The sequence below is a fragment of the Pseudomonas sp. PS01299 genome, assembly GCF_029960145.1.
Taxonomy (GTDB): domain Bacteria; phylum Pseudomonadota; class Gammaproteobacteria; order Pseudomonadales; family Pseudomonadaceae; genus Aquipseudomonas; species Aquipseudomonas putida_A.
Genome location: NZ_JASCPO010000183.1, coordinates 1 through 12,014, shown reverse-complemented (window position 1 = coordinate 12,014; position 12,014 = coordinate 1). Strand labels below are relative to the sequence as shown.

10 protein-coding genes are annotated in these 12,014 nt (G+C 60.6%); 4 read left to right on the top strand and 6 right to left on the bottom strand.

Annotation, left to right across the window (positions count from 1 at the left end):
- Window positions 1-86: 86 nt before the first annotated feature.
- On the bottom strand, window positions 87-1,373 hold the full coding sequence (locus QMX91_RS23560) for a CynX/NimT family MFS transporter (RefSeq protein WP_282413463.1): 1,287 nt from the start codon (window positions 1,371-1,373) through the stop codon (window positions 87-89).
- Entirely contained in the window at window positions 1,363-2,022 is a 660-nt protein-coding gene (locus QMX91_RS23555; protein ID WP_134785493.1) for a FadR/GntR family transcriptional regulator, read from the bottom strand. The genes QMX91_RS23560 and QMX91_RS23555 overlap by 11 nt, the downstream gene beginning before the upstream one ends.
- Before the next feature lie 260 nt (window positions 2,023-2,282).
- Between QMX91_RS23555 and QMX91_RS23550 the strand changes: the two genes are divergently transcribed.
- Complete coding sequence (locus tag QMX91_RS23550; RefSeq protein WP_139053795.1) at window positions 2,283-3,908, top strand: S8 family serine peptidase; 1,626 nt, start codon at window positions 2,283-2,285, stop codon at window positions 3,906-3,908.
- A 69-nt stretch (window positions 3,909-3,977) separates the two neighbouring features.
- On the opposite strand, the gene QMX91_RS23545 is transcribed toward QMX91_RS23550, so the two are convergent.
- The 4 genes from QMX91_RS23545 to QMX91_RS23530 form a co-directional block, all read right to left on the bottom strand.
- On the bottom strand, window positions 3,978-4,742 hold the full coding sequence (locus QMX91_RS23545) for an amino acid ABC transporter ATP-binding protein (RefSeq protein WP_003221897.1): 765 nt from the start codon (window positions 4,740-4,742) through the stop codon (window positions 3,978-3,980).
- Between the two features lie 13 nt (window positions 4,743-4,755).
- Window positions 4,756-5,853, bottom strand: a complete 1,098-nt coding sequence (locus QMX91_RS23540; protein WP_007965184.1) for an amino acid ABC transporter permease — start codon at window positions 5,851-5,853, stop codon at window positions 4,756-4,758.
- Window positions 5,854-5,863: 10 nt separating this feature from the next.
- On the bottom strand, window positions 5,864-7,045 hold the full coding sequence (locus QMX91_RS23535) for an amino acid ABC transporter permease (protein ID WP_027610940.1): 1,182 nt from the start codon (window positions 7,043-7,045) through the stop codon (window positions 5,864-5,866).
- Between the two features lie 65 nt (window positions 7,046-7,110).
- Window positions 7,111-8,142, bottom strand: coding sequence for an amino acid ABC transporter substrate-binding protein (locus QMX91_RS23530; protein ID WP_007965188.1), 1,032 nt, complete (start codon window positions 8,140-8,142; stop codon window positions 7,111-7,113).
- A gap of 468 nt (window positions 8,143-8,610) precedes the next feature.
- Between QMX91_RS23530 and QMX91_RS23525 the strand changes: the two genes are divergently transcribed.
- From QMX91_RS23525 to QMX91_RS23515, 3 genes are all read left to right on the top strand, one after another.
- Window positions 8,611-9,267 (top strand): alpha/beta hydrolase, encoded by a 657-nt coding sequence (locus QMX91_RS23525; RefSeq protein ID WP_282413462.1) that lies wholly within the window; start codon window positions 8,611-8,613, stop codon window positions 9,265-9,267.
- Window positions 9,268-9,363: 96 nt separating this feature from the next.
- A complete protein-coding gene (gene rhlB, locus QMX91_RS23520) occupies window positions 9,364-10,836 on the top strand; it encodes an ATP-dependent RNA helicase RhlB (protein ID WP_282413461.1) in 1,473 nt (490 codons plus the stop codon).
- 137 nt (window positions 10,837-10,973) lie between these two features.
- Window positions 10,974-11,918: an ornithine cyclodeaminase family protein gene (locus tag QMX91_RS23515; protein ID WP_282413460.1), complete on the top strand. Its 945-nt coding sequence runs from the start codon at window positions 10,974-10,976 to the stop codon at window positions 11,916-11,918.
- Window positions 11,919-12,014: the final 96 nt, after the last annotated feature.

The window sequence follows — 12,014 nt, the reverse complement described above, 5'->3', positions numbered from 1 at the left end:
GCTCGCGATAGCGGTGTATCAGTCAGCGCAATGTTGACCGACACACCGTTATCGCGAGCAGGCTCACTCCTACAAGTTGAACCGTGTCAGATCTTTTCGCTTTGCACTTGCACGTACAGCGCCCGGCCCGCACCCAGCCCAGCAATGATCGCGCCGGTGCCGATGATGCCGAAGATCCAGCCCACGGCATTCCAGCCGCCGGTCCAGTCATGCACCACGCCGACCGCGAACGGCCCCATCGACGCCAGGGTGTAGCCGAAGCCCTGGGACATGCTCGACAGGTTCGCCGCCACATGCGAATCCCGCGAGCGCAGCACGATCAGGGTCAGCGCCAGACTGAACGTACCGCCCTGCCCCAGCCCCAGCAGAATCGCCCAGCCCCAGAGCCCTTCAATCGGTGCATACAGGCAACCGAACAGACCACCGAGGGTCAGCGCCATCACCACCACGATCGCCAGGCGCTGATCCTTGCCACGGGTCGCCAGCCACGGCGCCGCCAGGGAGCTGGCGAGCTGGATGATCACCGAGCCGGACAGCACCAGGCCGGCCTGGGTCGGAGTCAAGCCGCGGCCGATCAGAATCGACGGCAACCAGCCGAACACGATGTACGCCAGCGACGATTGCAGGCCCATGTACAAAGTCACTTGCCACGCCAGTGGATCGCGCAGCAGACCTTTCACCCGATAGGCGACGTTGTGCGCGCCGTGTTTCTGCCCGACTTGCGGCAGCCAGAACAGCGCCGCCACCAGCGCCGGAATCACCCAGAAGCCCAGGCCCAATGCCCAGCTGTGGTCGAAGTGCTCGCTCAACGGCACGGTGGAACCCGCGGCCATTGCCGCGCCCAGGCACAGGGCCATGGTGTACACGCCGGTCATGGTTCCGGCGTGTTTGGCGAAGTCGCGTTTGACGATGCCCGGCAGCAGCACGCCGATAATGCCGATGCTCGCACCGCCAAGCACGCTACCTGCAAACAGCCCGATCTCACCGAAGTTGCTGCGCACAATAATCCCGGCGGCCAGGGTCAGCAGAATCCCCAGCACCACCCGCTCGGCGCCGAAACGCCGCGCCAGAATCGGCGCCAGCGGCGCGAACAGTCCCAGGCACAACACCGGCAACGTGGTCAGCAAACCGGCCTGCGCCGCAGACAGACCAAGGCTTTTCGACACTTCGCTGAGCAGCGGCGCCATGCTCGACAGCGCCGGGCGCAGGTTCAGCGCCACCAGAATCAGCCCCAGCAGCAACAGCCACGGCCGGCGCACCAGCGGATGGCTTTGCTGTACTTGTTCGTCGTCAGCCTCGGCGTCGATCAGCAGCTCTTCGAGCTCCGCCGTGCGCTTGGGGGTTGAAAAGTTTTTCTCGCTTTCAAGGTTCATTGATCAACTGCCTCGATATGGCTTTGGCCCGTTCCGGGTCGCGTTGTTCGACGGCATCGAGCAACTCGATGTGCAGGTCGAACACTTCCTGACGGCGCGGGACGATGTTCAGCGTCTGGCGCAATTGCGCGCCGACGATGCTGGAGAAATAGCGATACAACTCGCTGAGGGTGGGGTTGTGCGCGGCGTCCACCAGACGGCGGTGGAACACCAGATCGCAGGCAATGTAAGTGTCGAGATCACCGTGGTAGTGGCTGCCGCTGGTGCCGAGCGCTGCGCGCAATGCGGCGAGATCTTCATCGGTGCGGCGCAACGCGGCCAGGCCAATGGCCTCGACTTCGAGAATGTGCCGGGTCTCGCGCGCCTGCTCCAGCGAGCAGCGGGACAACGCTTTGAGCGTGTCCATCGGATCGACCACTGCGCGCAGATAACTGCCGTCGCCCTGCCGGATTTCGATCAACCCGGAAAACGCCAGCACGCGCATGGCTTCGCGCACCGTGTTGCGGCTGATGCCCAGTTCGGCGCACAACTCAGGCTCGGTCGGCAGCCGTTCGCCGACCTGCCACACGCCATCGGTTATGCGCTGGCGCAACTGATCCAGAGCCTGATCGACCAGGGATCGCTTGATCAAAGGTGAGATGTCTGTCATGAAATTCGCCCTTTCATCCAATCATAGGATGAATTTTCTGACATCTTAGTCAGCTGCGGTGCTCCACACAACCCCACGCAGGAAGGAACAACGGGACACCAATCCTACATGTCGAGTTGTAAAAACCGCTGACAGGCGAAGTGATTTCCCACATTCCGCAGGAATACTGCCGACATCACTTGCAGACGCTGGACTGCAGACTTTGGACATTGATCCAGGGGCATTTTGCCCCGTCATTATCCAAAGGAAGAAGCACGCTCATGGTAGAAGTCAATTTCGGCAAGCAGCACGACCGCCCTTTTGTTCTGCAGAAAAATCGCCAGTTGCTGGCAGTCCGCAGCCACGCGGGAACGCAGTTGGCCCAAACGCTTTGCTGCGAATCTGCTCACGCAGCGCTGGAAGGTTGCGAGCTGTTGCTGCATGTCGAGGACGCTGATGTGCAGATTTTCAAACTGCCTGGGCACTCGGACGCATCGCAACGCAAGGCGCTGTTACGCGAATTGCCCGACGTGCGCTTCGCGGGCAGCGTGCTGGTGGATCCCATCACTCAGGAGCCGGTGCTCTATACCGAAAATATCTTTTTAAAGTTCATCGACTCACTGAAAGCCACTGAGTGCATGGTCATACTTCAAGCGCTGGGCCTGATGATCAAGCAACAGGTGCCGTATGCAAAAAATGCCTTTTTTGTGCATCACCCCGCCACCCATGGCATCGATATCTGCACCCTCACGAGTGAATGGCTGGAACGCGACGAGATTGAGTACTGCCACCCGGAGCTGCTGCGCCAGGGTCAACGCCGAGCGATCCATGCCAATCAGTGGCACCTGAAGAAAACCACCGTGACCTATCAGGTTGAAATCGATGCCAGCGCCAACGTCGAGGCCGCGCATGAGCTCGCACAGGGCGAAGGCATCGTCATCGCAGTCATCGATGACGCGTTTGATATTGACCATCCCGAATTTTCCGGAGAAGGCAAAGTGGTCGGTGCAAAGAACTTTGACCGACGTAACGCCAAAGGCGGGCCGCGCCCACTGAACGCCCTGGAACGCCACGGTACGGCCGCTGCCGGGGTGGCTTGCGCCAATGGTGAGGACGGCGCCAGCGGTGTCGCCCCCAAAGCCAGCCTGATGCCATTGAAACTCACCAAACCCTTGGGAGCCCGCGCGGAGGCCGACGCCTTTTTCTGGGCGGCCGATCAGGGAGCCGACGTCATTTCCTGCAGCTGGGGGCCGGCTGAAGGGCATTGGGCCGACCCGGCGGACCCGCGTCACACGCAAGTGTTTCCCCTGGCCGCCAGCACACGGCTGGCAATCGAATACGCCGCCACCAAGGGCCGCAATGGCAAAGGCTGTGTGATCTTTTTTGGCGCGGGAAACGGTAACGAGTGCGCCGATAACGATGGCTATTCCAGCCACCCCCATGTCATTGCGGTAGGTGCCTGCAACGATCAGAACCGGCGCAGTGCCTACAGTGACTATGGCAAGTCACTCTGGTGCTGCTTTCCCAGCGGAGATCAGAAACACCCCGATCCGAAGTTCAAGCCTGCGACTTCGATCCCGCAGACCCGGGGTATCCGTACCACTGATTTGAGCGCAAAGTTTGCCGCCGCCACATTGCCGGCCTACACCGACACCTTCAGCGGTACCTCCAGCGCCTGCCCCGGCGCCGCGGGCATCGCTGCGCTGGTGCTCGGCGTCAATCCCGAGCTTGATCGCTCTGCGGTACGCCAGATACTTGCCGATTGCTGCGACAAGATCGGCCACCCCGATGACGGGCCGCGCGGCCAGTACGACGAAAACGGCCACAGTCACTACTACGGGCACGGCCGACTCAACGCGCTGCGTGCCGTGCACCTGGCACTTGAACGCAAAACAAATGCGGGCTGATTCGCCCCCATGAAAAAAGCCCTGTCGGCATACCGGCAGGGCTTTTTGTCAGGCGAGCTTCTCAGGCAATCAATGCAGGATCTGGCTCAGGAACAGCTTGGTACGGTCATTTTGCGGGTTGTCGAAGAAGTCGTTCGGCGCCGCCTGTTCGACGATTTCGCCCTTGTCCATGAAGATCACACGGTTGGCCACGGTGCGGGCGAAGCCCATTTCGTGGGTCACGCAGAGCATGGTCATGCCGTCTTCGGCGAGGCCGATCATGGTGTCCAGCACCTCTTTGACCATCTCCGGGTCGAGGGCCGAGGTCGGTTCGTCGAACAGCATGATTTTCGGTTTCATGCACAGCGCGCGGGCAATCGCCACACGCTGTTGCTGACCGCCGGACAGTTGCCCCGGGAATTTATGCGCCTGCTCCGGAATGCGTACGCGCTCCAGATAATGCATGGCGATTTCCTCGGCCTTGCGCTTGGGCATCTTGCGCACCCACATCGGCGCCAGCGTGCAGTTCTGCAGGATGGTCAGGTGCGGGAACAGGTTGAAGTGCTGGAACACCATGCCGACTTCGCGGCGGATCGCTTCGATCTGCTTGAGGTCGTTGGTCAGCTCCACGCCGTCGACCACGATGCGGCCCTGCTGGTGCTCTTCCAGACGGTTGAGGCAGCGGATGGTGGTCGATTTGCCGGAACCCGACGGGCCGCACAGGACGATACGCTCGCCCTGTTTGACGTTGAGGTTGATGTCTTTCAGCACGTGGAACTGGCCGTACCACTTGTTCACGCCCTGCATCTGGATAATGCCTTCAGGGCCGACAGGCTTTTTGATTGCTTCGCTCATTTACAGAGAACTCCTAACGCTTGTGGCCAGTGTCGAGCTTGCGTTCCAGATGCATGGAATAGCGCGACATACCAAAACAGAAAATCCAGAACACCAGGGCGGCGAACACGTAGCCTTCGGTGGCCATGCCCAACCATTTCGGGTCGGCAGCGGCTTGCTTGACGCTGTTGAGCAGGTCGAACAGGCCGATGATGATCACCAGGCTGGTGTCCTTGAACAGCGCAATGAAGGTGTTGACGATGCCCGGAATCACCAGCTTCAGGGCTTGCGGCAGAATCACCAGGCCCATGGCGCGCCAGTAACCGAGGCCCATCGCCGCTGCCGCTTCGTACTGACCTTTGGGGATCGCTTGCAGACCGCCGCGCACCACTTCGGCAACGTAGGCCGACTGGAACAGGATCACCCCGATCAGCGCCCGCAGCAGCTTGTCGAAGTTCATGCCTTCGGGCAGGAACAGCGGCAGCATCACCGAGGACATGAACAGCACCGTGATCAACGGCACGCCGCGCCAGAACTCGATGAAGGTCACGCAGACCACACGAATCGCCGGCATGTTCGAGCGCCGGCCCAGCGCCAGAATGATCCCCAGCGGCAAGGCGCCGGCGATACCCACGGTGGCGATGACCAGGGTCAGCATCAGACCGCCCCACTGGCTGGTCGCCACGGCGTCGAGGCCGAACACGCCACCGTGCAGCAGGCACCAGGCGACGATCGGGTAGATCACCAGGAAGCTCAGGCCGTACACCGCTTTACGCGGGAAGCGCGAGATGAACAGTGGCGCCACGCCGATCACCGCCAGCCACACGGTCAGGTCGACGCGCCAGCGCAGGCCGGTCGGATAATAGCCGTACATGAACTGGCCGAAACGCTGCTGAATGAACACCCAGCAGGCGCCGTCCTTGGTGCAGTCGGCGCGGGTGGTGCCGACCCAGTTGGCATCGAGAATCGCCCAACTAAGGATCGGTGGTACCACCAGATAGATCAGGTAAAACGCAAACAGGGTCAGCAGGGTGTTGAGCCAGCTGGAAAACATGTTCGCGCGTATCCATGCCATCGGGCCGAAGACCTTGGCCGGCGGTGGCATGTCGGGTTTGAAAGTATGGGTTGTCATGCGCGTTTCCTCACCGCTCAATCAGCGCAATGCGCTTGTTGTACCAGTTCATCAGCAGGGAAATGCTGATACTGATCGCCAGGTACACGCTCATGGTGATGGCAATGACTTCGATGGCCTGACCGGTCTGGTTGAGCACGGTGCCGGCGAACAGCGAAACCATTTCCGGATAACCGATACCGGCGGCCAGCGACGAGTTCTTCGCCAGGTTCAGGTATTGGCTGGTCAGCGGCGGAATGATCACTCGCAAGGCTTGCGGAATGATCACCTTGCGCAGGGTTGGGCCGTTGCGCAGGCCGAGCGAACGCGCCGCTTCGGTCTGGCCATGGCTGACCGACTTGATCCCCGAACGGACGATTTCCGCAATGAACGCTGCGGTGTACACGGTCAGGGCGAGGGTCAACGCGAGCAGTTCCGGGATCAGCACCCAGCCGCCGACGAAGTTGAAACCCTTGAGTTGCGGCATTTCCCAGTGCAGGGGTGCACCGAAGATCAGCGCGCACAAGGTCGGGATCACCAGCAGGATCGCCAGGCCGGTCCAGAACTTGTGAAACGGTACGCCGGTGTCTTCGAAACGCTTGTTGGCCCAGCGGCACATCAGCACGATGGCGACAATGGCCAGCACCACGCTGATGAAGAACGCCCAGAAGCCGTCAGCCATTTGCGCGGCCGGCATGTTCAGGCCACGGCTGCTGACGAAGAAGGTGTCGCCGAAGTTGTGGCTGTTGCGCGGTCCCGGCATGGTCAGGAATACCGCGAAGTACCAGAACAGAATCTGCAGCAGCGGCGGAATGTTGCGGAACACTTCCACGTACACGGTCGCCAGTTTGCTGATGATCCAGTTCGGCGACAGTCGCGCCACACCGATGATGAAGCCCAGCAGAGTCGCCAGGATCACGCCGATGAAGGTCACCAACAGGGTGTTGAGCAAGCCGATCACGAACACCCGAGCGTAACTGTCCGCTTCGGTGTAGGAGATCAGGTGCTGAGCGATGCCGAACCCGGCACTGCGCTCCAGAAAGCTGAAACCGGAGGTAATGCCCCGGTGTTGCAGGTTGGTCTGGGTGTTATCGAACAGATACCAGCCCATGGCGACCACCGCCACGACGGTGATGATCTGAAACAGCCACGCACGCACTCGCGGATCGCTGAGGCTGAGCCTCTGCTTTGGTGCGCCGATTGAATTTTGCATGAAGTGCCCCGGAAGAAATGGAACAGAACATCACCCGGCGGTTGGCCCGCCGGGTGATAGAACCATTAGCGCACTGGTGGTGCGTACTGAATGCCGCCGTTGGTCCACAGCGCGTTCAGGCCACGGTCGATTTCCAGCGGAGTGCTCTTGCCGAGGTTTTTCTCGAAGATTTCACCGTAGTTACCGACCTGCGAAACGATTTTCACAACCCAGTCCTTCGGCAGTTTCAGGTCCTTGCCGTATTCACCGTCAGCACCCAGCAGACGAGCGACGTCCGGGTTCTTGGTGGATTTGGCTTCTTCCAGCACGTTTTTCGACGTCACGCCGGCTTCTTCAGTGTTCAGCAGCGCGTAGCCAACCCAGCGAACGATCGCCAGCCACTCGTCGTCGCCGTTACGCACGACCGGGCCCAGTGGTTCTTTGGAGATGGTTTCCGGCAGTACCACGTAGTCTTTTGGCGAAGCCAGTTTGCTGCGCTGTGCGTACAGCTGCGACTTGTCGGAGGTCAGCACGTCGCAACGACCGGATTCCAGCGACTTGGCGCTTTCATCGGAGGTGTCGAAAGTGATCGGGGTGTACTTCAGGCCGTTGGCGCGGAAGTAGTCGGAGACGTTCAGTTCGGTGGTGGTACCGGCCTGGATGCAGATGGTTGCACCGTCCAGTTCCTTGGCACTTTTCACGCCCAGCTTGTTGTTGGCCAGGAAGCCCACGCCGTCGTAGTAAGTGATGAAGCCCGGGAATTTCAGGCCCATGCCGGCGTCACGCGAGCTGGTCATGGTGGTGTTGCGCGAGAGCAGGTCGATTTCGCCGGACTGCAGCGCGGTGAAGCGCTCCTTGGCGTTCAACTGGCTGAACTTGACCTTGTTGGCGTCGCCGAATACGGCAGCGGCCACAGCGCGGCAGACGTCAGCGTCGATCCCGAGGATCTTGCCCGAAGCGTCCGGTACCGAGAAACCCGGCAGACCGTCGCTCACGCCGCACTGCACGAAACCTTTCTTCTGCACGGCATCCAGGGTTGCACCCGCCTGAGCGAACCCGCTGACGCCGAGTACTGCTGCTGCAGTCACGACCGCCAGAGTGGATTTCAACATCTTCATTCAAACCTCCAGTTTTGCTCTTGTTGTGTCGGAGCTTGAGTCCAGTCGCACCCTTTTGAGGCGTTGTTGACCCGTGTTGGCTTTTTTTGGGGTCAACCGACGTAAGACCTTCGCTATGAGTCTAGTAGGAGAAAATCCACATCATGGACAACTCACTTCTCACCAATCGGCCGAACGGGCTGTAGCCCTTTCACGTTCGCTTTGCCCGTAGCGGCCATCGGCGAACATCCATCACCGGATTCTTTGCAATCCCGTCGCAAGACGTACACTGATAGTGTTACCGCAAGGCGTAGGACGCTTCGTACAGAATCCTCCATAGCAAAGCCCGTACCACACCGCCTGCTGAAGCGATTGCGCGACAGGTCAATAGCAAAACTTGTAGCCTTGCGACATCTTCTTAACGGATCGACCGGACGCGCACCTCAATCACGCACTTATTGAGAGCGCCCGCACATTTTTGGAGCAGCCATGACCGAGCCCCTGATTCTTCAACCCGTAAAGCCTGCAGACGCCTGCGTGATCTGGCTGCACGGCCTCGGCGCGGACCGCTATGACTTCTTGCCGGTCGCCGAAGCGCTGCAGGAAAGCCTGCTGACTACGCGCTTCGTATTGCCGCAAGCGCTTACCCTGCCCGTCACCATCAACGGCGGTTACGCGATGCCGAGCTGGTACGACATAAAGGCCATGAGCCCGGCACGGTCGATTGATCGTGAGCAACTGGAAGAGTCGTCAGATCGCATCGTCAAATTGATCGAAGCGCAGCGAGCCGGCGGAATAGACGCTTCGCGGATTTTTCTCGCCGGGTTTTCCCAGGGGGGCGCCGTCGTTCTGCACACCGCTTATATAAAGTGGCAAGGTCCTTTGGGTGGCGTACTTGCCCTCTCCACCTATGCCCCGACCTTCACCGACGAGATGGAGCTTTCAGCCAGTCAGCAGCGTATTCCCGCGCGGTGCCTGCACGGCCAGTTCGACGGCGTGGTGCAGAACTCGATGGGGCGCAGCGCCTATGAGCATTTGGTGAAGCATGGTGTCACCGTGACATGGCAGGAATACCCAATGGAGCACGAAGTGTTACCCGAAGAAATTCGCGACATCGGCGTCTGGCTGGCTGAACGCCTGCGTTGATCGTTTCAGCTGCATCGCCCCTTTGATCATCCCACTACGCCGCGCCCGTTTCTTGCATTACACTGGCCGGCGTACATTCCTTAACCAATTGATGAGATGACCGTGCTCAAAGCACTCAAGAAAATGTTCGGTAAAAGCGAGGCTGAGCAGCTCGCGCCAGTCCCCAGTGCGCCGTCGCACGCCCACGGCCCTCGCAGCGATGCGCCCAAGGCTGAACGTCCGGCTCCGGTAGCGACACCCCAGCCTGAGCCGCAACCTGCCGTCGCTACCGAACCGGTCCGCGCCGAAGCGCCGAAACCACCCCGGCCGCGCCGCGAACCGAAGCCTAAGGCACCGGTCATTCCCTGGAAACTCGAAGATTTCGTCGTCGAACCCCAGGAAGGCAAAACCCGCTTTCACGATTTCAAGCTCGCTCCGGAACTGATGCACGCCATCCAGGACCTGGGCTTCCCGTATTGCACGCCGATCCAGGCGCAGGTGCTGGGTTTTACCCTCGCCGGCAAAGACGCCATCGGTCGCGCGCAGACCGGCACCGGCAAGACCGCTGCGTTCCTGATCTCGATCATCACTCAGTTGTTGCAGACGCCACCGCCGAAAGAACGCTACATGGGTGAACCCCGTGCGCTGATCATCGCGCCGACCCGTGAGCTGGTGGTGCAGATCGCCAAGGATGCTGCCGACCTGACCAAGTACACCGGCCTCAACGTGATGACGTTCGTTGGCGGCATGGACTTCGACAAGCAGCTCAAGCACCTCGAAGCGCGCCACTGCGACATCCTCGTCGCCACCCCGGGCCGTCTGCTCGACTTCAACCAGCGCGGCGACGTGCATCTGGACATGGTCGAAGTGATGGTGCTGGACGAAGCCGACCGCATGCTCGACATGGGTTTCATCCCGCAAGTGCGGCAGATCATTCGCCAGACCCCGCCGAAGTCCGAGCGTCAGACCCTGCTGTTCTCCGCGACCTTCACCGAAGACGTGATGAACCTGGCCAAGCAATGGACCACCGATCCGGCGATCGTCGAAATCGAAATCACCAACGTGGCCAACGAAAACGTCGAGCAGCACATCTATGCGGTGGCCGCGGCTGACAAGTACAAACTGCTCTACAACCTGGTCAACGATAACGGCTGGGAGCGCGTGATCGTCTTCGCCAACCGCAAGGACGAAGTGCGCCGCATCGAAGAACGCCTGGTGCGCGACGGCATCAACGCCGCGCAACTGTCCGGCGACGTGCCGCAGCACAAGCGCATCAAGACCCTCGAAGGCTTCCGCGAAGGCAGGATCCGCGTGCTGGTGGCCACCGATGTCGCCGGTCGCGGCATCCATATCGACGGCATCAGCCACGTGATCAACTTCACCCTGCCGGAAGTGCCGGACGACTACGTGCACCGCATCGGCCGTACCGGTCGCGCGGGCGCTGACGGCGTGTCGATCAGCTTCGCCGGCGAGGACGACTCCTACCAACTGCCGTCGATCGAAGAGAAACTCGGTCGCAAGATCAGCTGCGAAACACCGCCGACGCACCTGTTGCGCGCTGTTGAACGCAAGCGTCCGCAGCCGCAGTAAGCGATCTGTAACGCAAAAAGCGCAGCCGGCAACGGACTGCGCTTTTTTTTGCCCGGCGTTTTCAACAGGCGCTTGCGGTAGATAACTAAAAGTCCATAATGGACAAATTAGTTTACATCCAGACCGTGGAGCCTGACATGACCAGTACACCCTACGTGATCGACCATACCCAGGCCCGCGAGCTGCTGGCGCGCATCGACGTGCCGCAGATCCTGCGCAAACTGTTCCGCGACCTCGCCGCCGGCCACGCCGTGCAACCGGCGCAGCAGTTGGTGGAGTTTCCGCAGGGCGCCGGCGACTTCATCAATTATCTGGGGGTGCTGGCCGAGGACGGCGTGTACGGGGTCAAGACCTCGCCCTACATCGTCCGCGAGCAAGGGCCACTGGTGACAGCGTGGACCCTATTAATGTCGATGAAAACCGGCCAACCGCTGCTGCTTTGCGATGCCGGCGAGCTGACCACCGCACGTACTGCAGCGACCACCGCCGTTGCAGTCGATGCCCTCGCCCCGCTGAATGCCCAACGACTGGCGATCATCGGCAGCGGCAAGGTTGCCCAGGCTCATTTGCATTACGTGAAAGGTCTGCGCGACTGGCAGAACATCAGCGTGTATTCGCCGAGCCTGTCTGAAGACGCTGAAACCCGGGCGCTGCTGAAAGAGATCTACCCGGGGGTGAAGATTGCCGACAGCCGCGATGTCGCCCACATAGACGCGGACGTGATCATGCTCTGCACCTCGTCCGCCGGCCCAGTGATCGACCCGGCCAGCTTGAGCAAACCGGCGCTGATCACCTCGATCAGCACCAACGCGCCACGCGCCCATGAGGTGCCGCCGCAGAGCCTGAGCGACATGCAAGTGTTCTGTGACTATCGGCTGACCACGCCGGGCTCGGCCGGTGAGATGTTGATCGCGACCGAGCAGCATGGCTGGGACAAGTCTGCGATTGTCGGTGACCTCGCCGACCTGCTCAGCGAGAAAGTGCCGCGCCCCGGTTACGACCGTCACGTATTTTTCCGTTCAATTGGCCTGGGCCTGGAAGACATTGCGCTGGCGAATGCGGTTTATCTCTTAACCCACTAACACCACAAATCCCATTGTGGGAGCGGGCTTGCTCGCGAAGAGGCCGTATCAGGCAACGCATTTGCCGAATGACATACCGCCTTCGCGAGCAAGCCC

Bases quoted from the DNA above. Each gene is read 5' to 3' on its own strand.
- QMX91_RS23560 (WP_282413463.1), bottom strand. From the start codon at position 1,373: ATGAACCTTGAAAGCGAGAAAAACTTTTCAACCCCCAAGCGCACGGCG.
- QMX91_RS23555 (WP_134785493.1), bottom strand. From the start codon at position 2,022: ATGACAGACATCTCACCTTTGATCAAGCGATCCCTGGTCGATCAGGCT.
- QMX91_RS23550 (WP_139053795.1), top strand. From the start codon at position 2,283: ATGGTAGAAGTCAATTTCGGCAAGCAGCACGACCGCCCTTTTGTTCTG.
- QMX91_RS23545 (WP_003221897.1), bottom strand. From the start codon at position 4,742: ATGAGCGAAGCAATCAAAAAGCCTGTCGGCCCTGAAGGCATTATCCAG.
- QMX91_RS23540 (WP_007965184.1), bottom strand. From the start codon at position 5,853: ATGACAACCCATACTTTCAAACCCGACATGCCACCGCCGGCCAAGGTC.
- QMX91_RS23535 (WP_027610940.1), bottom strand. From the start codon at position 7,045: ATGCAAAATTCAATCGGCGCACCAAAGCAGAGGCTCAGCCTCAGCGAT.
- QMX91_RS23530 (WP_007965188.1), bottom strand. From the start codon at position 8,142: ATGAAGATGTTGAAATCCACTCTGGCGGTCGTGACTGCAGCAGCAGTA.
- QMX91_RS23525 (WP_282413462.1), top strand. From the start codon at position 8,611: ATGACCGAGCCCCTGATTCTTCAACCCGTAAAGCCTGCAGACGCCTGC.
- rhlB (WP_282413461.1), top strand. From the start codon at position 9,364: ATGACCGTGCTCAAAGCACTCAAGAAAATGTTCGGTAAAAGCGAGGCT.
- QMX91_RS23515 (WP_282413460.1), top strand. From the start codon at position 10,974: ATGACCAGTACACCCTACGTGATCGACCATACCCAGGCCCGCGAGCTG.